The following is a 20,850-nucleotide window of genomic DNA, read 5'->3' on the forward strand; positions in this document are numbered from 1 at the left end:
TACTACACCTCAGTTAATGACAAAAACAAACAATTTTCTTGCAACAAATAACAACGCCATTAACCAAAGAAAGCAATGACTCCAATCAAGAAAAATTTCATCTCTGAAAGTCTTCAAAACCCATAGCGCTCGATTTTCTTAATCAAGCCTTGTCGTGAAATACCCAGTTGCTTGGCGGCTTGAGTGCGGTTGCCTTGGCTTTTTTCTAAGGCTTGGGTAATTAGTCGAATTTCAAGGTCTCTAACTTGTTCATCTAACGTCGCATCGGTTGTTGTTACGCTTGTCATAGCGTGATGAACTGGTTCACCGCTGGGGTAAAGCAGCTGAATGTCTTCCATGGTAATTTGCCCTTGCGGACAAATAGACGCGACGCTTTCCAGCGCATTCTTCAATTCCCGAACATTACCGGGCCATGTTTGATCTCTGAACCATTTCACAGCTTCAGGACTGAGCTGTAATTGCTTAGTTTGCTGACTTTGCAAGCGCTGTAGAAATGACTGTAGTAACACAGGAACATCTTCGAGTCGCTCCGACAGCGCTTGGGTTTCAATATTGACGCCTTTAATGCGGTAATACAGATCCTCTCGGAAGCTGCCTTCGCGAACCTTCTCAACTAAATCGGCATTGGTCGCAGAGATCACTCGAATGTCGATGTGCTTCTGCTCTCGTCCTCCAACAGGAAAGAAGGTACCTTCCTGCAACACCCGCAGCAACTTGACCTGCATGGCTAATGGCATTTCGCCGATTTCATCCAAAAACAAGGTACCGCTATCGGCCAAACTCAATAAACCGACTTTGTCTTTTTCCGCCCCAGTAAAGGCGCCTTTCACGTAACCGAACAACTCGCTTTCTAATAAATCCGCCGGAATCGCGCCGCAATGCACAGAAACAAACGGCTTGGCTGCGCGATGACTCAAGTCATGCAAGGTACGAGAAATGACCTCTTTGCCTGTACCCGATGGCCCAGTCACTAAGACCCGTACATCCGTCGGCGCAATTCGCTCCACCAGCGCCCTGACCTTTTGCGAACTCATCGAATGACCGATATACGCAGACGCACCTTGAGCGGATCCACTCACTTGTTTTAACTGAGTTAATTCACGTTCTAAGGTGGTTTTGGTGATGGCTCGGCGCACTACAACCGCTAACATATCTGGGTCAATCGGCTTAGCAATAAAATCCCATGCGCCAAGCTCGATGGCTTTTAAGGCCAAGTCTCGATCGGCGTGGCCTGTGATAATAATCACTGGGCGGCCAGCGAATTCATCCATAGCCTCCAAGGTCACTTGTGGATCAAAATGCGGTGGCATTGATAAATCCAATAACACCAAGTCTGCATCAAATTCCGCTAAAGCCGATTTGGCTTCGGCTAAACTCGCCGCCGTTTTCACATGGTAATCTTGGTTGGCTAACCAACGGCTCGCCAATTCACGAAATGCGGGTTCGTCATCAACCAGTAATATTTTATTTTGTGTCATGGAATTCTCTATTTGAAAGCGCTGCGCCAGAAAAATGGCGAGGTAAAATAAGTTCAAACGTCACCGGCCAAGCCAAATCAGAGCGGTGCCAAATCTTGCCACCATGGGCATCAACAATACGGCGCACAATGGCTAAACCAAGACCACTGCCGCCCGCTCGCTTAGTCACAAAGGGTTGAAACAAGGCTTCACCTTGTAAGCTTACATCGATTGCTGGTCCGTTGTTGTGGACGCGAATCACAAGCTGTTGGCCCTCTTCTTTGGCTTCAATAAACAACTTGCTATCGGGCGTGGAGCGTAAAAAAGACACGGCATTATCAATCAGGTTGATGAACACCTGCTGCAACCGTTGCGAGTCTGCCTCCAGCTCCAGCGTTTCCTCTATATCAAGCTCATAACTCACGCCTTCAAGCTGAGCTTGTGCCAATACGCTTGCAACCAATGATCGCAATGGCGTGGCAACAATTTGCAATGACAACCCACCTGAATACACCAACATGTCGCTCACTAAACGGTCGGCTCGCTTAAGCTGAGTCTGTATATGCTGGCGCGTATCCACAGGCGCGTCATAAGCGGCCATGGAAATAATATTGAGCGGATTACGCAACTCGTGGGCCATTGCTGCTGACAAGCTGCCTAACTCAACCAAATGCTGTTCATCCATGCGTTTTCGTTCCGCCACCGCCAAGGCCAACGACCTTTCCAACAAACCGCAGCTGGTCGTGAATAAAGACGCAAACACTTCCGCCGTAAGACGCATACCTGGGCTGGCATCTTCCCAACCAATTAATACAAAGTGCCAATCAGACTCCGATCGAGACACCTGTATAGCCAACGCGTTATTCTGCCCTTTTACCGGATAGTCGCCATGTTGCAATTGAATCGCTACATTTTGTCTTATTTGTCGCGAAAGTAACTGCTCACCAACATTCGTCAATTCTGCCCAACCCCGAGCCTCTCTCAATTGTGTTGACCAAGTATCTAACACAGCTTCATTTAATAAAGCACCGGGGTAAATAAGCCGAGAAACCAGACGACTTAGAGGCTGATAAATCACCGCCGCAACCACCAAAATCAGCAAGGAATACAACCAGAGTTGCCAACTGGGTACATTGGCCAGCGCCTGCAAACCAATACGACCAGACACCACGCTGATGACCGCGATCACACAGAGAATCACCAACATCATGGCAACCCAAAGCAAGGCCCGATTGGCAAAGGCATTAACCGACAAAATTTGATAGCGAACTACCGCATAAACCAACAATAGCAAATAGGTTGGCAGTAAGAGCATGGGATAGGGAAACCAGCTAATGCCAAAGGAAGGAAACACAAAACTGGTCGCTAACAACAAGCCCCAAGCGCCAACGCCAAACATGGCGAGAATGGAGCGTTTCTTATTACCAGAATGTCGATACCAACCAAACAACAACACCCCATGAGCCAAGATGCCGATCAACACCGTATAGGCAAGATTCCATGTCCCCGCCTCGGTAAAGATAAAAAAGGAACGCGTGTCTAGCGTACTGATCGCATCTCCAGCGCCAATCCACCAGCTTTGTAATACCACAGCAAAACTGGTCAGATAAAACCAAGGCACTACTTGATATAAGCGTTCCAGCATAGGCTCTTTAACCGAGCCAGAGTTCACAAAACGAATCGCAAAATGTAAGAAGAAGGTCGGCATCAACGGGTTGGCCAGAATGATATGAATACCAATTTGCTCGTAGCCTTGGAACAAGACCACATGCCCAAAGCACCAAATCGCCATCATAATGGCAAAACCTGCCAGAGCTTGTAGATCACTTTGTTTTCTAGCTCGCCACAATAACCAGACCGCGACCAATACGCCGCACACACTGGTCACCAACATGGCCACTTCAAACATCAGGGAAAGTGTCAAAATCGTAAACCTCGTTTACACCTAAAAGTGAGAAAATCGTAAACCTTTTTTACACTTCACGCAAAGACGAAAATTTTTCCTTTAAAATCAACAGTATAAATTTAACTAATAGTTGGCCTGTCCCTTGCTATAGGTAAAGCAAGCTTGATCTAAATCAAACAATTTTCAAATGACAGGACAAACATCATGAATGCTGGCTTTTTAATGACCGAAATCATCGCGCTTTTTAGCATTGTGGGCTTAGCCCTATTGCCTCTAGCGTTGCAACAAATGCGTGCTCAACGCGTTAAGAACAATTCCTAAGTCCATCTTATTTTAAACGGGAGTTGCCATGGACCTCGATGTCGCCATTTTATCTCGCATACAGTTCGCCTTTACGGTGAGCTTTCATATTATTTTCCCTAGTATCACCATTGGTTTGGCGACACTGATCGCCATTTGGGAAGGCATGTGGCTAAAAACACATAATCCTTATTACCTCCAATTGGCTAAATTCTGGATCAAACCTTTTGCGATAACCTTCGGTATGGGGGTGGTTTCTGGCATCGTTTTGTCCTATGAATTTGGCACCAACTTCTCCAAATTTTCGGAGATTACTGGCGCGGTACTTGGGCCGCTGATGGCTTACGAAGTGCTCACCGCTTTCTTCATGGAAGCCGGTTTCCTTGGCGTCATGCTATTTGGTTGGCAACGCGTTGGTCGCAAGCTGCATTTCTTCGCCACTGTCACCGTTATGATAGGTACTTGGATTTCAGCGTTTTGGATCATAGTGGCGAACTCATGGATGCAAACACCAACGGGCTACAAGATTATCGATGGCAAGTTTGAAGTAGAAAGCTGGATGGCGGTGATCTTCAATCCATCCATGCCTTATCGCCTCACTCACATGGTGGTGGCGTCATTAATTACAGCAACCTTCGTGGTAGCAGGCATCAGCGCCTATTATTTATTGAAAAAGAAAAACATTCCTTTTGCTAAAAAAGGCTTATCTATGTGCATGTGGTTTGCTTTGGTGTTAACACCGCTGCAAGCATGGATTGGCGATATGCATGGCTTAAACGTAAGAGAGCATCAGCCCACTAAATTGGCAGCGATGGAAGGCATTTGGCCTGCCGAAGAAGAAAACGTTCCGCTCTTGTTATTTGCTATGCCCAACATGGAGACCGAATCCAACGATTATCAAGTCGGTATTCCAAACCTAGGCAGCTTGATCCTAACTCACTCTTGGGATGGCACGGTGCAAGGTCTAAAAGCGGTACCGCCTGAAGACAGACCGAATGTGCCGTTAGTGTTTTGGTCTTTCCGTGTCATGGTTGGTATTGGAGTTGGCATGATGGGCATTGCTGCGCTAGCCCTCCTACTGCGTCGTAAAGGACGCTTGTATGAGAACAAAGCGTTTCTGTCTCTCGTAACATTATTTACCCCTATGGGTGTCATTGCGGTACTGGCAGGTTGGTATGTGGTCGAAATCGGTCGCCAGCCTTGGATTGTTTATAATCTGGTTAGAACGTCCGAGATCGTATCGCCACTTCCAGCGGAACGAGTGCTCTTTACCTTAACCATGTTTGTCATCATTTACAGTCTGCTGATCGGTGTTTATCTCTACTTCATGCGCAAGCTGATTAAGAAAGGGCCGCCATCAATGGAAGCGCTAGAACAACAACTGATTGGCATGAAAGCGCCGGGCTATGCATTGGCTTGGGTAAAATCGCTAACAACGAAAGAACAGCAATTAAAAGAACAGCAAGCAAACGATCAACCTTCACAAGCACAAGGAGATAAATGATGGATTTGGCTTTTTTCTACTTCCTTGTCTTAGGCTTTGCCATCTTTATGTACGTGCTACTCGATGGCTTCGACCTAGGGATTGGCATTCTCTACCCTTGGTTTAACCAAGAAGGCGAGCGTGATCATTTAATGCGTTCTATTTCACACGTTTGGGATGGCAACGAAACTTGGTTAGTGTTTGGTGGTGTGGTGTTGTTTGCGGCGTTTCCCACCGCTTATGCAGGCATTACTTCGACTTTTTATCTGCCTATTATGCTGATGCTGTTTGCGTTGATCTTTCGTGGTGTGGCGTTCGAGTATCGGTTTAAGTCCGATACGTCTCGACCTTATTGGGATTTCGCCTTTAGTGCGGGTTCGGCTATCGCTGCGTTTTGCCAAGGCATGTTACTAGGATCGATTGTTCAAGGCGTACCAGTCGGTGTCGATAGCTTGTCTAGCCTACACTGGCTAACGCCCTTTTCTATCCTAACAGGCTTTTCTGTAATGGCAGGTTATGCCTTGCTAGCCGCTTGCTATCTGTTTATGAAAAGTCGCGGCCGCATTCAAGAGCACGCGGCAAAATTAGGTAAAAGACTTTTACTAATCACTATTTTAGCCATGGTCATCGTCAGCCTGTGGACGGTGGCTAACCAAGTAGACATTCGTCAACGTTGGTTCTCTGGCTTAAATTTCTTGTGGTTATCGCCCTTGCCTATCATCACCTTAGTGGTTGCATTGTTGGCTTGGAAAGATCTAAACAGTCACGCCACAGGAACCGTTCACCATGAAAGTCGACCATTTTGGTATGCTGCCACCTTGTTTTTATTAGGCTTCGCGGGTCTTGTGGTCGGCTTGTTCCCTTATCTAATACCAAGACAATTAACCTTTATGGAAGCCGCATCGCCTGACAGTAGCTTGCTCTTCTTGCTGCCTGGTATTTGCATCTTCGTGCCATTGATCTGCGCTTATACTTTATGGGGCTACCGTGTTTTTGCAGGCAAGGTGGAAGATTATCAGGAGGGTTACTAATGTCTCTAAAAAGCCTGAAAGAAAAAGCCGCCAAACTCAAATCGTGGCAATGGTTTTTGCTGCTGTACGGCATCGGTTTTATTGCAGTATTAACCGCATCTTATGGAATTAAACTGCTAATGACAGGGTTGCCTTGAGCAATACTATTCGCATAAAAAAGCCCCACACTTTACAACTTTAAGTGTGGGGCTTTTTAGCATTATTCAGTAAAAGATTACGACAATAATGGTTACACTTTAGCCGCTTTAAGCGTATCAGTTTTCGCGCCCATGCTCGCTTTCACAAGCAAAACGGCAAACACCACCACACCCAATACTCGCGCACTGACCACGAACAAGGAAGTGTCCGTAGCAGCCGCAGGCCAAGCAATAAGTACCGCGGCAACAACATATAGTAAACGAGTTACCCAAGATAAATTCTCACGTAACCAGCCAGAAAAGCCGATGCTCATCGATGCTGTTGCCAGGGTAGCAAACAAGATCGCTGCGATCACACTCGCCGTTGTCCCAATCAATAAAATCCCCGGCATGGTCACGAATAAGAACGGAACCAAAAGCTTAACAAAACCTAGTCGCATGGATTCAACGGCCGTTTCATTCGGTTCGGCACCAGAAATTGTCGCCGCCGCGTAAGCTGCTAATGCAACAGGTGGAGTAATGGCAGACACTAAACCAAAGTAGAAAATGAACATGTGCGCCGACAGGGTTTCCATACCAAGTTGTGTCATCGCAGGCGCAACCAATACCGCGAGTAACAAATACGCCGCTGATGTTGGTAATCCCATACCCAAAACAAAAGACGCCAATGCGGTGAGTAATAAGACGGCCCATAAATTGCCATCACCCAGTTCAATAATCAAACCAGACAACATCAAGCCCATACCGGTCAAATTCAGAATACCGATAATCACGCCAGCGGCTGCAACAGCCGCTACAATCGGTAGCGTCGAAGACAAGGTTTCCTTACAAGCCGCAATCAAATCGACCACATTTATACGAGTGGCTTTTTTCCAAGGACAAACGAGCAAACCAGCCAAGATCCCCATAACGGCCGCTTGGGTTGGTGATTTACCTGAAATCATTAGACCGATCAAAACCACCAGCGGAAGCAAAAGATAGCTCTTTGTTCTCAGCGTTCTTAATAACAATTGTAAGCCCGCTTCGGTATCCCTTTCTAAATTAAGGCGTCCAGCTTCTAGGCGTACTGAAATCATCAACGCCAAAATATACAAAAGTGCGGGAACCAAGGCGGCCATTGCGACTTCGGCATAAGGAATCCCAATCATTTCTGCCATCAAGAAAGCAGCAGCCCCCATAACCGGTGGCATAATTTGCCCCGCCGAAGACGCAGCGGCTTCGATCGCTCCAGCCAGTTTTGCGCTGTAGCCCACGCGTTTCATCAACGGAATAGTAAAAGTACCTGTGGTCACTACGTTGGCCACAGCGCTGCCATTAAGGGAGCCAAGCAATGCGCTAGACAAAGCCGCAGATAAGCCAGGGCCACCTTGTACACGTCCAGTCAAACCACGGGCCAAATCAACAAAAACCTCGCCCGTACCAATTTTAGTTAAAATGGCACCAAACAAGCCGAATAGGAAAATATACTCAACGGCGACCCCCATTGGCACACCATAAACCCCTTCAGTCGATAACATCAGAGTTGACGTCAGACGGCTTAGATCATAGCCACCATGACCATATTTACCAGGGATCAAATAGCCAAAATACGCATAAAGAAAAGCGAGGGTCATTAAAATAATCAACGCCCTACCTACCGCAATACGGACAAAGACAAACACCACCACAATCAGAACAATAAAGATCAACCTATCTTGCTCAACCGACATAGCGCCGCGCATGACAATATCAATGTAGTAATGCCACAAGTAAGGCCCCGGAATTAGAGCCAATAGGGCCAATAGATAAAACACACCACGGCCCATGGCACTCTTGTATCTTAGCGCGTAAAACAGCATGGCAGCCCCCGCAACTAAAGAGAAAAACGACGATCTCAATAGCAACGCGGTAATTCCTCCATAATACGCACCATACAGCACAAGACCGGCGATTCCAGCGGCGATCACACTAAACAATAAAGAGACTGCTAGACGTTCCTTGCCACCAGCGAATTTTGATTCAAGGAGCAAACTTTGAAAGCCATTGCTGGAATCTGAGTTCAACATAATGGATCTCCTAGTTTGCGCTTACTTCGTCATAATATTTTTTCGCGCCTGGGTGCAATGCAACAGGAGTGTGTTTTGCGGTTTCTAACGAAATTGCTTTTGCCTGTGGGTGAATTTGACCTAGCTCATCTAAATGAGAAAAAATCGCTTTGGTGATGTTGTAAATTTTGCTCTGATCTTCTTTACCGCTTGTGAACAAAATAGCAGGATCATTAATCATCAAAACCTGTTTGGTTTGATCTGGGTAGGTTCCAGCAGGCAGAGAGTAAGCTTGGTAGAAAGGGTATTTTTGGATCAAACTATCGAGTTTATTAATATCAGCCGACAACAATTTCATGTCGGTTTGTGAGTCGAGATCAATCAAAGAGGAAGTCGGAGCACCTGCCAAAACCACTGTCGCATCAACTTGGCCGTTTACCAAGGCTTTTACCCCTTCGTTATAAGAAAGAAAACGTGGTGTGATATCGTCAAAGACACCATATTCCTGTAACAAACGAGTTGCTAAAACCGCGGCATTACTTCCTGGAGGCCCCATGCTGACACGTTTGCCTTTCAAGCCTTCAAAGGAGTCGACTCCTTTTCCGGAAATCGTTGCGACCTGCAGCACTGCTGGATATAAATAAGCAATACCAGCCACGTCCAAAGGCCCGCTTACTTTAAATGGGCCTTGGCCATTTTTTGCTTCAAACAAAGTTGAAGAAGAAGATAATCCCATTGTCATTTGGCCCGCTGCAACGCGGTGATTGTTTTCCACAGACGCACCCGTTACTTCAGCTCGTGCCGTCGTATTGTCCATGTGTTTATTTAGAGTTTCAGAAATCCCTGCGCCAATCACATAAAACAAGCCGCCCGTTCCACCAGTTCCAATGGATACACGTTCTGCCGCTTGAACAGGGCTATTAATTAAAGTCGCACACAAGGCACTCGCTATAAGCAGTTTTTTAAACATAGTATTCTCCAACTTATTTTTGTTTTGTTATTGCTTAGAACACTCTAGCGAGGAAACCTTTCATGAACCTTTCATGGGTCTTGAATACTTCATAAAAAAATAAAAACTATTGAGAAAGATTGTTAGGCTCAGCAAACATAGCATTGTCCCATTCATGATAAATAAGTTGTTTTTTGGCATCGTCTGTTTGAATAAGCAATTCTAAGCCAAGAGGAATTGGACGAAAAATTCCATGTGGCAATTTACTCAATTCATCTCGACTATATGGACCTTTAGCCTTTGCACTTATTGGCGTAATGCCTGATTGATTAGCAAGTACATGCTGCCCTTCTGGAGACAATAAAAGATCAATGAAGCGCTTCGCCAATGTCGGCTGCTGAGCATCACGAGGAATAAATGCGGTGCGCATTATGATCGTCGTATAATCTGTCGGCATGATGGTTTTAATCCATGCATACTGTTGCGACCACTGATAGGAATAGGCGCCGACAAGATTATAAGCGATGAATATCTGGCCTTTTAAAAGCGCATTTAGCATGGAGGAAGTATCCGTATAAAGCCGAGCTTGGTGCCTCCCGAACGCTTCCAATAACCGACCATAACTACGGGATTGCTGACCGTCATAGGCCCATGTTAGATAACCCAATCCAGATTGCTCAATATTAAATAAGCCCATTTTATCGTCTAAAAGATGATTTTTATTCCGGATCAAATTCAATAACTGCTCACGACTTTGGGGCAACTCGTCACCAGCCAGAATATCGCTGTTTATCGCCGTCACGATTGGTTCGTAGGTAAAACCAAACAACTCATTTCGCCAATGTGAGCCCTTAGGAACATTAACAAGCTCTGGCGAGTTATAACTCAAGGCGTAACCGTCGTTAGCCAACTTAAACTGAAGATCCATCGCTGGGCTAAGCATCACATCAGGTCTAACGTTAGGCTGAGAGATAAATTGCTCGTATAAATGACGAGTATTCGATTCAGTGTAATGAATGGCTACATTCGGATACTTTTCTTGGTATGCCCTAAACAATGGCTCAATTGCTTGATGATTTACAGCTCCATTAATAACAAGCACATCCTCCTGATACGTGGGTTGTTTATTCAGACTTGGAAAAGCGATATAAGAATCTTGCCGCACGGCATCAGCAAATACCATACGACTAACCAAAATTAAACCAAGCCCTAACAGACAACTAACTTTCATACGACAGTCCTTTTCGTTGAGGGAAAATGACTTCTACAATTAATCCGGTTGGCTGATTGTCTTTTAAGTGAAATCTAGCGTCATGGTGTTCCGCCACGTCTTTAGCAATAGATAAACCGATTCCGGAACCTGATGCGAAATTGTCAGGACTACGATAAAAGTACTCGAAAATATGCTCCTTATCCTGATCCGGTACACCCACTCCTTGGTCTCGAATTTGTAGCACAATTAAGGGGACGGATTGTTCAAAAACAATCATCAACTCAACTTCCACCACACCACCTTTTGGGCTGTATTTAATGGCATTTTCGATGACATTTTGCAGCATTTGCTTGAGTGCAAACTCATCTCCATTAATTGTTGCTTGGATATCGCCAACGTATTCAATCTCCACTTCTCGCTCTAACGCCCAAACCACCAGCTCACGGCAAGTTTCTTTGATCACATAGTCCAAAGACACAGGGCTAAAAGGATGACTCTGATAACGATGTGTCAACGTAGCGCGACTAAGAAGCTGATTGACCGTATTGGTCAATAGGTTACTGCTTTCTAAAATATGCTGTAGTTGCTTTTGCCGTAACACTTCATCGGTTTCATCTATTGCGTTTTGCGCCTGTGAATTTAGACCAGCCAAAGGCGTACGGATCTGATGGGCCGCTTCTGCTGTAAAACGTTTTAGTCGGTTTAACGTGCTATCCAGCTGGGCCATAAAATAATTAATGCTTTTTAGTAATGGCGCTATCTCACTGGGCACATTCGCATCTAAAGGAGACAGCTCTTGAGACGAGCGCTCAGTAATGGCTTGCTTGATCGTTTGCAAGGGTTGTAATACTCGCCAAATAACAAAAAGTAATAGAAGTAACGTGATGAAGAAAAATAAGGTTACAAATTGCAATGCCATTTGGCTGATTTCCGTCGCCGCAGCACGTCGAGCATCCAATGTTTGTCCGACGATGATAAAAACATCGTTAACACTGTCTCCCTCTAACAAGCGTTTCCCTAACGCAATAAATCGCACCATCTCATCGTGATACATAGCTTCATAATAAATAGGAATAAATTTTTCTTTCTCGCTGGATTGCTGAAGCAACTGGGTAAACGGAATATTAGGAAGATCGTTATAACCTGTCAGCACCTGATATTGTCCATTCATAATGGAATAAAAGGCGCGATCTGAGGTAGATAAGGCTAAGGTTTCAAATGCCGAAACGGGCAAATCGATAAAATACTGCGAATCCAATATGTTGATATTTTCGGCCATCTGTAAAGCAGAGCCATAAAGAAGCCGATCATAAGACTCTTTCGCCGCTCTATTTGCATAAATATGCGCACTCCAAAGAGCCACTGCGTTAATCACTATCAACACTGTCGCAACCATTAGAATCAATTGCCGGCGAATCGAGGTAGTTGCCTTAGCCATGATGCTTTTCCAACAAGTAGCCAAGGCCTCGAATGGTTCTGATGTTGATGTCACTGCTTTGCAGAGACTTCCTCAAACGAGCTACGTAAATTTCAATGACACTAGGGTTCGGGTTTTCATTAAAATTATAAATATGTTCTATCAAGACTTCTTTGCTTAACACTCTTCCGGTGTGGCTGATGAACACTTCTAATAAACGAAACTCTCGCTGCTTTAACTCGACCAGGTGATCGCCAATAGTCACAGTGCATGCTTGCAGGTCTAAACTAACATTGCCGTATTCTATCGTATTTTGTGCTTGCCCTTGGCTACGACGGAGCAAAGCACGACAACGAGCTTCAAGCTCACCAAAGTCCACGGGCTTGGTCATATAATCATCAGCACCTAGATCCAAAAGCTCTATGCGATCTTTTACTTCATCACGGGCAGTCAGCACAATCACCGGCGTATTAGAGTGTTTTTTTCGAAGCGTTTGTAATATTTGAGCCCCTGTCATATCCGGCAAATTTAGATCCAATAGCATGAGATCGTATTCTTGCAATGCCAACATTTGATTTGCCTGTAAACCAGTTTGCGCAAGATCAAGACCATGCCCCATTCGACTGATTCTTTGGCTAATGGCTTCGCCTAAAATACGATCATCTTCTACTACTAAAATACGCATGATACTGATGCTCTTGTGACTTCTTTATTGTTATAGGGCAGATTGAATGTGCGGTACTCGGTTTGCACTCGGAACCTTGTCAATTTAGACTATATTCCAACATGAATGAATGGACTATCACTTCTATTAATGGATTTGCTGAAAAATGAATACCGTGTATGTCTCAACAATAAGAGACTCTCATGATCTGTGTTCTCCATTCTTCCTTTATCTGTCCATGTGCAAGCTTATCGAAAACACGTAAAGTAGTTGGCTTATTTTCGCCTCACTATGACAAAGTTAAGGACTCAACATGATTCGCAAAGATATGTTTTTGGCGCTGATTATCATCATCGCCTGGGGCTTTAACTTTATTGTCATGCGTTGGGGGCTGGACGAGCTCACGCCGATGATGTTGGGCGGATTACGCTTCCTCGTTATAGGTATGATTGGTTGCTTCTTTTTCTCTCGCCCTAATACACCGCTGCTTTGGTGTATTGGTTATGCCTTATCATTGAACTTCGGCCAATTTGCTTTTTTATTCAGCGCTATATCTTTCGGAATGCCCGCTGGCCTAGCTTCTTTAGTGCTGCAATCCCAAGCAATTTTCACTCTATTATTCGCTATCTTATTGCTAAAGGAAGCCGTGCGACCTTATCAAGTGCTCGCCATTGGTATCGCTATTGGTGGCTTGGCGGTCATCGGATTGGACAATGAAGACTCCACCATGACAGCACTTGGTTTTGGCTTAACTTTAGCCGCAGGATCTAGCTGGGCAATGGGTAATATTTTCACTAAAATCATTAGTCGAAAAGGCTACGATGCCAACCTAAACCTAATTGTTTGGTCGAGCTGGATTCCGCCAGTCCCTTTCTTTATATGTGCCTACTTTATTGATGGCGGCGATGTCATGTGGAGCAACATCATTGAACTAAGCTTTAAATCCATAGCGTCACTTGCCTACCTATCGCTCTTTGCTACCTTGGCTGGCTATGGTTTGTGGAGCTATTTGTTGTCTCGTTACCCTGCAGCAACCGTAGCACCGTTGACCTTGGGCGTACCTGTGGTCGGATTAACATCAGCTGAAATTTTTCTGTCTGAAACGGTTAGCGCTATGCAATGGATAGGGATTTTGATCGTATTAGTAGGGCTAATGCTAAACACATTCGGCGGCCGCTGGTTAAAGAAAGTTAGCCAGCGCACCGCTTGAAGTCGTTTTGAAATTGAAGGTAGGTTAATCTTTTCGATCTTGTTGCGCGTCGATTTTATCCGCAAGACGTGCGACTTGAGCTTGTAACTCAGAAATTTGTGTTACCAAGGCTTGGTGATTGCTCTCTTGATTCTCGTGCTCTTCTTCTGCTGTTTCGCGGGTCATGACATCTAACATCACACCCACCATCATGTTCAAAAACACAAAGGCGGTTAGGAATATGAAGATGATGTAGAAAACCCAGCTAAACGGATACACTTCCATGGTTTCGTACATCACATCCGTCCAATCTTCGAACGTTGCTACACGAAATAATGTCAGCATTGAGATGGCAATATCACCCCAAAGCGTTTCATTTACTTGATGGAAAAAGATCGAGCCGACCGCTGCGAAGATGTAAAAAATGATAAACATCAACAAGGCAATGTAGCCCATTTTTGGGATGGCTTTTAGCAAGGCGTTAATCAAGAAACGCAGATCAGGAATGATAGACACCAGACGTAACACTCGGAACACACGCAGTAGACGTGCGACAAGAATCATTTCGGTCTCTGATATTGGCATCAAACTGCCAACAACAATCACGGTATCAAAGATATTCCAAGGATCTTTAAAAAAGCGACGCTTATCATCACAGGCGATAAAACGAAGTGAGAGCTCAACTAAAAAGAAAACAGTAATAAAGTTGTCGAGAAAATTAATGGCTTTATCAATACCGTAAGGCAAAGAATAGGTTTTAGCGCCAACCGTTAATGCGGCGACCACAATAATGCCAATAATAAAGCCCTGAAACCACGGGCTGCGCTCTATGCGCTTTATCTTGGCAAACCAACTTTCAGAATGATTCATTTCCATGCTTTTCTACACCTAATATGCAACGATCTCGACAATAAACACCTGAAACACTGACAGGAGTCGCCATATTAAGTTCATATCATAAAGAATAAAAGCAGAAGCGAGATAAGTTACAGCACTTGATGGTTAAGTCCGCTTAACGCGCACCACTTTCATAATTTCAACTGGAATTCCCGCGACCATTTCTTGAGTCGGGTAATAGGTGAGATTCACACGAGCACCGCGTAAGGTGCGATATTTGCCTTGGCGTTTAAAGCGAAATGGGACATCGTAGCCTTCGATCATTAAAGTGTGTAGCACCCAGTCTTCTTGAGGGCGTTGGGCATGAGATTTTACTTTCAGCGCATCGGAATGAATCAGCGCATCATTGTTTTTTAACAAAGACTCAGGATCGGATTTCACGAGAGATTTCCTTTCTTAAAGATCAAAGCATCTTAGTATGACACAAAGATCTGAAATCTTAAAAAATTGTTTACTTTTTGCTCAACTTTAAGAAATAGTACTTTGCTGCTCTACTTTATCTTCTGGGGTTCCTGACTCTTTAAATTGACTCATTGCCTGTGCGGCTTCTCGGCTTTCAAAACGCACAACTGCTTTTTGTAGAATCAAGCTATTAGGGTAAGTCACTACATCGCCAGATAGCCGATGAATGATCACATGAAAAGACGATATTTCCATAATTTGCCCCAAAATCTCATCGTCTTTATCGACCACCTTTACCCAATCTCCTACTCGATAAGGAAAACTGAAAAAGATAATTAAACTCGCTGTGATGTTGCTTAAAATGGACCACTGAGCGAATAGCGCCACGCCTACAACGGCAAAAACAGACGAGAAAAAGATCGCCAACTGTCCATAACCAATCCCTAGTACCAAGCAAACCAACATAACAAAAGTCGCGGTAAAACCAAGATTTAGCATTTTCGAAACGTAGGTTATTCGCACTTCGTTGGCGAAACTCTTTTGCCCCAACAACCTTACCGTCGACTTTAAAATACGAGACACAATGACATAAGCCACCACTAATAAAGCGATTAAGCCAATCTGAACCATTACGCTTTTTCTCCTAAAACGAATTTATAAAACATAGAACAACACACCAGGAATAATCCCCACACTCATCAAATTACTGATCAACACAATCGATGCCACTTTATGAGGCTCCTGCTGATAAAGCTCGGCCACCATGTAATTCAACACCGCTGGCGGTAAACAAGCAAAGATAAGTAAGTAGGCGAAATTCTCTGGTGACATACCAACGACGTAATACCAAATGACAGCAATAACCAGACCACTTAATGGACACAAAAAGCCGCTAATCACACCCAGTTTCCATTCACTAAAGTCGACATTCGTCATACGAACGCCGAGCGCAAATAGCATCAGAGGAATAGCGATTTGCCCCATCATATCAACGGATACTTTGACTGCTGGCATAACCGTCCAACCTTGTAGGCTCCATATTAAACCTAATATCGTCGCGATGATCATCGGCATTTTCAGCACATTAAGAAGGTTGGTTTTTGGATTAAGTAAATACATACCAACGGTAAAATGTAGCAAGTTTTCGGTGAGGAATAGCACTACCGCGATCGGCAAAGCGGATTCACCAAAAGCCAGTACAATCAAAGGAATCCCCAAGTTGCCGCTATTGTTAAACATCATTGGAGGAACTAAGGTTTTAGGCGAAATTTTTAGCCACTTACATAACGGCCAAACCAGTAAACCTGACCCCAATACCACCACAGTAGCGGCAATGATCAAATCCACATATAAGGCAATATGGAACTCTTTCGAGGCCATAACAGAAAAAATAAGCGCGGGGCAAAAAACACTGATATTTAAGCGGTTCGCCACCGTCATGTCCGTAGGGCGAACTCGTGCATATAAAAACGCCACCAGCACGATACTGGCCAAAGGGAAAACCGTATTAAAAATTTGTAAAAATAACGTCGAAGTGTCCATTAATAGCCTCTTTCACGAAGGGCATTAGCTTAACGCCCTGCCAACAAAAGACCAAGATGGATTAAAAATTAGTTTTTCTCTATTAACGTTGAAGGAATCAAAATAAAACGCTGAGCAACGTCTTTGCCTTTTAATAAATCCATACCAATTTCAATGGCTTTTTCCGCCATAGGAATAGGACGCTGGACAGCAGTAGCAATCCAAGGGTTCCCCTTTTGCTTAATAATCTCGGCCGCAAATGGCGCACCGTCAATCGACGCCAGCACAAATTCGTCGCGTTTGGCTTGTTGCGACGCCTGTAAAGCACCAAATGCCGTTGGATCATTAATGGTAAATACCGCGTCAATGTGAGGGTATTCTTCCATCAAATACGTCATGGCTTCCATTCCGCCTTCAACGCTGCCAGTACCGTTCATTCGGTCACTCAACAGGGTAATTTGCGGGTATTTATTCAATGCGGATTTACAGCCGGCGACTCGCTCTATAACAGACGATACTAAGACACCATTAATAATAACGAAATTACCTTGGTAACCAATTTTCTCGGCCAGTTTTTCACAAGCAATAGCACCAGCCTGTACATTGTCTGTGGTAATGGTGGCATCTGCACCTTGTGCATTAACATCCACAGCGATCACTTTAATACCTGCTCTTTGTGCTTTAGCGACAACGGCGGCAACCTTGTACTCATCCGCGGCGGTTAAGACGATCAAATCGACTTTTTGCTCGATGAAGTCATTGATTTGACCAATTTGTCGTTGCCAATCATACGCATCTGAGCGAATCAGCATTTTAACGGGCGCACCCGTTAACTCTTCCGCTTTTGCAGATACAGTCTCCACCAGCTGAACAAAATAAGGATTCCCCAAATCGGCTACGCTAATACCAATTGATTTAAGGGGTTGCCGCTCTGAAGATTCCGGCTCTGAGGATTGAGAGGCCAAAGGAGAAAGCGAAACGGCGACAATCGAAACCGCCAATAGGCTTGGCATTAGGCGATAGCCTTTCCAAAGCTGTCGTGCTTTCTGAAAACTCGACATTGACTGTTTAATTAGGCTCATGTTGTTTCCCCTGATGAAAGGCCGCTATTTTGCCCTACCTGATGGCAGATAAAAATAGCGGTTTGGCTTAGGCCGCTTCTTCCTCTGACTCACCAACTGCCATGGCACCCGTCATAATGGCGACGGCGTCCGACATACTATGGGTCTGAGGTGTCACAATCGCCGCGCGCTTACCCAACCGATGGATATGGATACGGTCGGCCACTTCGAATACATGCGGCATATTGTGACTGATCAAGATAATGGGCAATCCACGGTCACGAACCTCTTTGATCAAGTTCAATACTCGGCGAGACTCTTTAACCCCAAGTGCTGCTGTTGGCTCATCCATGATCACCACCTTGCTGCCAAACAAAGCAGAGCGAGCAACCGCTACACCTTGGCGCTGACCACCAGAAAGCGACTCAACGGCTTGGCTAATATTTTGAATAGTCATCAAACCCAGCTCGGTCATTTTATCCTTAGCGCGGCGCTCCATTTCTTTTTTATCAAGCATACGGAAAACCTTGCCTAAAATACCTGGCTTTAACAACTCGCGTCCTAAGTATAAATTATCGGCAATGTTTAACGCTGGCGATACTGCCAAGTTCTGGTAAACCGTTTCGATACCTAATGCGCGAGCTTCCATTGGGGAAGAGAAATGCACCGGCTTGCCATCCAACAAGATTTCCCCTTCGTCCGGAATCAAAGCGCCAGACAAGGCTTTTATCAATGAAGATTTTCCGGCGCCGTTATCGCCAATGACCGCTAATATTTCACCTGGATAAAGTTCAAAATCAGCATGATCAATCGCCGTAACACTGCCATAGCGTTTTACCAAATTCTTCGTTTGTAACACGGGAGTTTTATCGTATTGAGCTACCATTATGCTGTCCCTCTTCGGATCCACTGATCAACACCAACGGCGACAATAATCAAAATACCGACGGTGAACTCTTGCCACAACACATCGACACCCGCGAGTGCCAAACCATTACGAAATACGCCAACAACCAATGCGCCAATCAAGGTGCCATAGATAGACCCTCGACCACCAAACAAACTACAACCACCAATAACCACGGCTGTAATACTGTCTAAGTTTGTGGTGTAACCCGCTTGAGGGCTAACGGAACCAATACGACCAATCAACACCCACGCACCGATGGCACAAACCACACCAGCCAAAATATAAACCGAAAGCAAAATACGATCCGTACGAATACCCGCTAATTTTGCCGCTGCAGGATCATCACCCGTGGCATAAACGTGACGCCCCCACGGAGTCCAATTCAACGCGTACCAGATCACAAAAAAGATGCCCAGCATCAACAAAGAACCATACGTTAATCTGGCACCAAATACGTTGATGGTTTCACCCAACCATTGCAATAAAGGCGCCGCCGCACTGATATCTTGAGAACGAATAGTTTCACTTTTTGAATACCACAAGTTCAAGGCAAAAAAGACGTTCCATGAACCAAGCGTTGCGATAAAAGGCGGCAACTTCATGCGCGTAATCAGCAAGCCATTAATAAACCCTGCAATCGCACCAACGCCAATACCGATCAACAAGGCAAGCCAAGCTTCAAAGCCATAATCCATCGCCATGCGCCCCATGACCACGGACGCTAACACCATGATGGCACCCACAGATAAATCGATACCCGCGGTTAAAATAATTAACGTTTGAGCAACACCTATCACACCAATAATAGTGACCTGTTGCAGAATTAAAGACAGATTAAAAGGTGATAAAAAGCGATCACCGACAATCAAACTAAAGCAAAAAATAGCCAATAAAAGAACAATACTTGGCGCTGCAATTGGATAATGATGAAGAAACTTTTGGAAACGCTGCACAAAGGTTTCTTTACGCTCGAACTTGGCAACATAGGTACTGGCTTGATCCGCAACTTTGTCGTGATCAAGCACCGCTGTAGACGGTTTTGTGTTGGTAGAACTCATAGACTACTCCAGAGAGGAAACATTGCGCTAGATAGAAAAAGTGCCGTTAGCCAAAAGCTCGACTAACGGCAAATAAGGGCGCCTTCACACCCATCTATCATAAGAGATTGATTAGCCCCAACACATGCTCAAGCCAGTTTTAGACGAAACAGATTGAACGCCTTTTACTGGCTCATCAGTAATGAGCTGAACGCCGGTATCGAAGAAATCTAGACCATTTGATGCCGAAGGACGTGAGCCAGATTTAGCAAACTCAACAATCGCAGTGACGCCTTCAGAGGCCATTTTAAGAGGGAATTGCATAGAAGTAGCGCCTATCACGCCATCTTTGATATTACGAACGCCTGGACAACCGCCATCAACAGAAACAATCAATACGTCTTTTTCAAGTCCGAACGATTTCAATGCTTCATACGCACCAGCAGCAGCGGGCTCGTTAATGGTGTAAACCAAGTTAATTTCTGGATCTTTTTGAAGTAGATTTTCCATCGCACGACGGCCACCTTCTTCAGAGCCTTGTGTCACATCATTACCAACAATGCGAGGATCTGTTTCATCGCCCATTCGTTTTGGGTCTTTAAGATCAATACCGAAACCTTGTAAGAAACCTTGGTCACGTGCAACGTCTACGGTAATTTGGCTGGTGCTCAAATCTAGCAAACCAATTTTCGCATCTTTGGCCTTATCACCCATTTTCGCTTTTGCCCACATACCAATCATTTCACCAGCTTTGAAGTTATCCGTTGCAAAGGTCATGTCAGCTGCACTAGCAGGGCTTAAAGGGGTATCTAACGCGATAACAAGCAAACCTGCATCACGTGCTTTTTGGATCGTCGGAACAATACCTGCGGTGTCGCTTGGTGTAATAAGAATGCCTTTCGCGCCAGCGGCGATTAGGTTTTCTACTGCTTGAACTTGAGTTTCATTATCGCCATCGTAGCGACCTGCAAAAGTACGCAATTCAACACCAAGCTCTTCGGCTTTTTGCTGTGCGCCTTCTTTCATTTTCACGAAGAATGGGTTGGTGTTGGTTTTGGTTATCAAACCTATGATTGGGGTTTCTGCCATAGCGACAGTGGACAGTGTGCCTGCAGCCACTAGACAAGCCAGTTTCTTGTACGGAATACGATGCATGAATTTCATTATTTTTATAACTCCAATTTTTGTTTTTATTATTGGCAGCGATGCCATTCAAAAACAGATCCAGCCCCGACTCTGCTTTGATAAAACA

General features: G+C 44.8%; 19 protein-coding genes. 4 read left to right on the forward strand and 15 right to left on the reverse strand.

Going from position 1 to position 20,850, the window contains the following annotated elements; genetic code table 11:
* Nucleotides 1–113: 113 nt before the first annotated feature.
* Together KDW99_RS19065 and KDW99_RS19070 are read right to left on the reverse strand one after the other, a co-directional pair.
* Nucleotides 114–1,478 carry a sigma-54-dependent transcriptional regulator gene (locus KDW99_RS19065; protein WP_255827082.1) on the reverse strand — a complete coding sequence of 455 codons (1,365 nt, stop codon included), beginning with the start codon at nt 1,476–1,478 and terminating at the stop codon, nt 114–116.
* Nucleotides 1,465–3,381 carry a sensor histidine kinase gene (locus KDW99_RS19070; protein ID WP_255827083.1) on the reverse strand — a complete coding sequence of 639 codons (1,917 nt, stop codon included), beginning with the start codon at nt 3,379–3,381 and terminating at the stop codon, nt 1,465–1,467. Before KDW99_RS19070 ends, KDW99_RS19065 begins: the two co-directional genes overlap by 14 nt.
* 331 nt (nt 3,382–3,712) lie before the next feature.
* Between KDW99_RS19070 and KDW99_RS19075 the strand changes: the two genes are divergently transcribed.
* From KDW99_RS19075 to KDW99_RS19085, 3 genes are read left to right on the forward strand one after another with little or no spacing between them, the layout of a single operon-like run.
* Nucleotides 3,713–5,167 (forward strand): cytochrome ubiquinol oxidase subunit I, encoded by a 1,455-nt coding sequence (locus KDW99_RS19075; RefSeq protein WP_255827084.1) that lies wholly within the window; start codon nt 3,713–3,715, stop codon nt 5,165–5,167.
* A complete protein-coding gene (cydB, locus tag KDW99_RS19080; protein WP_255827085.1) occupies nt 5,164–6,177 on the forward strand; it encodes a cytochrome d ubiquinol oxidase subunit II in 1,014 nt (337 codons plus the stop codon). Before KDW99_RS19075 ends, cydB begins: the two co-directional genes overlap by 4 nt.
* Entirely contained in the window at nt 6,177–6,314 is a 138-nt protein-coding gene (locus KDW99_RS19085; RefSeq protein WP_255827086.1) for a hypothetical protein, read from the forward strand. Before cydB ends, KDW99_RS19085 begins: the two co-directional genes overlap by 1 nt.
* A 92-nt stretch (nt 6,315–6,406) precedes the next feature.
* Here the strand turns inward: KDW99_RS19085 and KDW99_RS19090 are convergent, their stop codons facing one another.
* The 5 genes from KDW99_RS19090 to KDW99_RS19110 all read right to left on the reverse strand — a co-directional run bounded on the left by KDW99_RS19090 (nt 6,407) and on the right by KDW99_RS19110 (nt 12,602).
* Nucleotides 6,407–8,359 carry a TRAP transporter permease gene (locus KDW99_RS19090; protein ID WP_255827087.1) on the reverse strand — a complete coding sequence of 651 codons (1,953 nt, stop codon included), beginning with the start codon at nt 8,357–8,359 and terminating at the stop codon, nt 6,407–6,409.
* Nucleotides 8,360–8,369: 10 nt separating this feature from the next.
* Nucleotides 8,370–9,308: a TAXI family TRAP transporter solute-binding subunit gene (locus tag KDW99_RS19095; RefSeq protein ID WP_255827088.1), complete on the reverse strand. Its 939-nt coding sequence runs from the start codon at nt 9,306–9,308 to the stop codon at nt 8,370–8,372.
* Between the two features lie 106 nt (nt 9,309–9,414).
* Nucleotides 9,415–10,518, reverse strand: a complete 1,104-nt coding sequence (locus KDW99_RS19100) for an ABC transporter substrate-binding protein (protein WP_255827089.1) — start codon at nt 10,516–10,518, stop codon at nt 9,415–9,417.
* Nucleotides 10,508–11,938: a sensor histidine kinase gene (locus KDW99_RS19105; RefSeq protein WP_255827090.1), complete on the reverse strand. Its 1,431-nt coding sequence runs from the start codon at nt 11,936–11,938 to the stop codon at nt 10,508–10,510. Before KDW99_RS19105 ends, KDW99_RS19100 begins: the two co-directional genes overlap by 11 nt.
* Entirely contained in the window at nt 11,931–12,602 is a 672-nt protein-coding gene (locus KDW99_RS19110) for a response regulator transcription factor (RefSeq protein WP_255827091.1), read from the reverse strand. The genes KDW99_RS19105 and KDW99_RS19110 overlap by 8 nt, the downstream gene beginning before the upstream one ends.
* A gap of 292 nt (nt 12,603–12,894) precedes the next feature.
* Between KDW99_RS19110 and KDW99_RS19115 the strand changes: the two genes are divergently transcribed.
* Nucleotides 12,895–13,791: an EamA family transporter gene (locus KDW99_RS19115; RefSeq protein ID WP_255827092.1), complete on the forward strand. Its 897-nt coding sequence runs from the start codon at nt 12,895–12,897 to the stop codon at nt 13,789–13,791.
* A 24-nt stretch (nt 13,792–13,815) separates the two neighbouring features.
* On the opposite strand, the gene KDW99_RS19120 is transcribed toward KDW99_RS19115, so the two are convergent.
* The 8 genes from KDW99_RS19120 to KDW99_RS19155 all read right to left on the reverse strand — a co-directional run bounded on the left by KDW99_RS19120 (nt 13,816) and on the right by KDW99_RS19155 (nt 20,762).
* Entirely contained in the window at nt 13,816–14,646 is an 831-nt protein-coding gene (locus KDW99_RS19120; protein ID WP_255827093.1) for an ion transporter, read from the reverse strand.
* Between the two features lie 126 nt (nt 14,647–14,772).
* Entirely contained in the window at nt 14,773–15,048 is a 276-nt protein-coding gene (locus tag KDW99_RS19125) for a hypothetical protein (protein ID WP_072842024.1), read from the reverse strand.
* Between the two features lie 87 nt (nt 15,049–15,135).
* The gene (locus tag KDW99_RS19130) at nt 15,136–15,699 is read right to left on the reverse strand and encodes a mechanosensitive ion channel family protein (RefSeq protein WP_255827094.1); all 564 of its coding nucleotides are present in this window, start codon (nt 15,697–15,699) and stop codon (nt 15,136–15,138) included.
* 24 nt (nt 15,700–15,723) lie between these two features.
* Nucleotides 15,724–16,611 carry an AEC family transporter gene (locus tag KDW99_RS19135; RefSeq protein ID WP_255827095.1) on the reverse strand — a complete coding sequence of 296 codons (888 nt, stop codon included), beginning with the start codon at nt 16,609–16,611 and terminating at the stop codon, nt 15,724–15,726.
* 68 nt (nt 16,612–16,679) lie between these two features.
* The gene (locus KDW99_RS19140) at nt 16,680–17,672 is read right to left on the reverse strand and encodes a substrate-binding domain-containing protein (RefSeq protein ID WP_255827096.1); all 993 of its coding nucleotides are present in this window, start codon (nt 17,670–17,672) and stop codon (nt 16,680–16,682) included.
* A 67-nt stretch (nt 17,673–17,739) separates the two neighbouring features.
* Nucleotides 17,740–18,537, reverse strand: a complete 798-nt coding sequence (locus tag KDW99_RS19145; protein ID WP_255827097.1) for an ATP-binding cassette domain-containing protein — start codon at nt 18,535–18,537, stop codon at nt 17,740–17,742.
* On the reverse strand, nt 18,537–19,619 hold the full coding sequence (locus tag KDW99_RS19150) for an ABC transporter permease (protein WP_255827098.1): 1,083 nt from the start codon (nt 19,617–19,619) through the stop codon (nt 18,537–18,539). Before KDW99_RS19150 ends, KDW99_RS19145 begins: the two co-directional genes overlap by 1 nt.
* 111 nt (nt 19,620–19,730) lie before the next feature.
* Nucleotides 19,731–20,762 carry a sugar ABC transporter substrate-binding protein gene (locus KDW99_RS19155; protein ID WP_255827099.1) on the reverse strand — a complete coding sequence of 344 codons (1,032 nt, stop codon included), beginning with the start codon at nt 20,760–20,762 and terminating at the stop codon, nt 19,731–19,733.
* Nucleotides 20,763–20,850: the final 88 nt, after the last annotated feature.

This window comes from Marinomonas rhizomae (assembly GCF_024397855.1).
GTDB classification, from domain to species: Bacteria; Pseudomonadota; Gammaproteobacteria; order Pseudomonadales; family Marinomonadaceae; genus Marinomonas; species Marinomonas rhizomae_A.

Bases quoted from the DNA above. Each gene is read 5' to 3' on its own strand.
- KDW99_RS19135 (WP_255827095.1), bottom strand. From the start codon at position 16,611: ATGGACACTTCGACGTTATTTTTACAAATTTTTAATACGGTTTTCCCT.
- KDW99_RS19095 (WP_255827088.1), bottom strand. From the start codon at position 9,308: ATGTTTAAAAAACTGCTTATAGCGAGTGCCTTGTGTGCGACTTTAATT.
- KDW99_RS19115 (WP_255827092.1), top strand. From the start codon at position 12,895: ATGATTCGCAAAGATATGTTTTTGGCGCTGATTATCATCATCGCCTGG.
- KDW99_RS19155 (WP_255827099.1), bottom strand. From the start codon at position 20,762: ATGAAATTCATGCATCGTATTCCGTACAAGAAACTGGCTTGTCTAGTG.
- KDW99_RS19090 (WP_255827087.1), bottom strand. From the start codon at position 8,359: ATGTTGAACTCAGATTCCAGCAATGGCTTTCAAAGTTTGCTCCTTGAA.
- cydB (WP_255827085.1), top strand. From the start codon at position 5,164: ATGATGGATTTGGCTTTTTTCTACTTCCTTGTCTTAGGCTTTGCCATC.
- KDW99_RS19120 (WP_255827093.1), bottom strand. From the start codon at position 14,646: ATGGAAATGAATCATTCTGAAAGTTGGTTTGCCAAGATAAAGCGCATA.
- KDW99_RS19065 (WP_255827082.1), bottom strand. From the start codon at position 1,478: ATGACACAAAATAAAATATTACTGGTTGATGACGAACCCGCATTTCGT.
- KDW99_RS19075 (WP_255827084.1), top strand. From the start codon at position 3,713: ATGGACCTCGATGTCGCCATTTTATCTCGCATACAGTTCGCCTTTACG.
- KDW99_RS19100 (WP_255827089.1), bottom strand. From the start codon at position 10,518: ATGAAAGTTAGTTGTCTGTTAGGGCTTGGTTTAATTTTGGTTAGTCGT.
- KDW99_RS19110 (WP_255827091.1), bottom strand. From the start codon at position 12,602: ATGCGTATTTTAGTAGTAGAAGATGATCGTATTTTAGGCGAAGCCATT.
- KDW99_RS19105 (WP_255827090.1), bottom strand. From the start codon at position 11,938: ATGGCTAAGGCAACTACCTCGATTCGCCGGCAATTGATTCTAATGGTT.
- KDW99_RS19085 (WP_255827086.1), top strand. From the start codon at position 6,177: ATGTCTCTAAAAAGCCTGAAAGAAAAAGCCGCCAAACTCAAATCGTGG.
- KDW99_RS19145 (WP_255827097.1), bottom strand. From the start codon at position 18,537: ATGGTAGCTCAATACGATAAAACTCCCGTGTTACAAACGAAGAATTTG.
- KDW99_RS19140 (WP_255827096.1), bottom strand. From the start codon at position 17,672: ATGAGCCTAATTAAACAGTCAATGTCGAGTTTTCAGAAAGCACGACAG.
- KDW99_RS19130 (WP_255827094.1), bottom strand. From the start codon at position 15,699: ATGGTTCAGATTGGCTTAATCGCTTTATTAGTGGTGGCTTATGTCATT.
- KDW99_RS19150 (WP_255827098.1), bottom strand. From the start codon at position 19,619: ATGAGTTCTACCAACACAAAACCGTCTACAGCGGTGCTTGATCACGAC.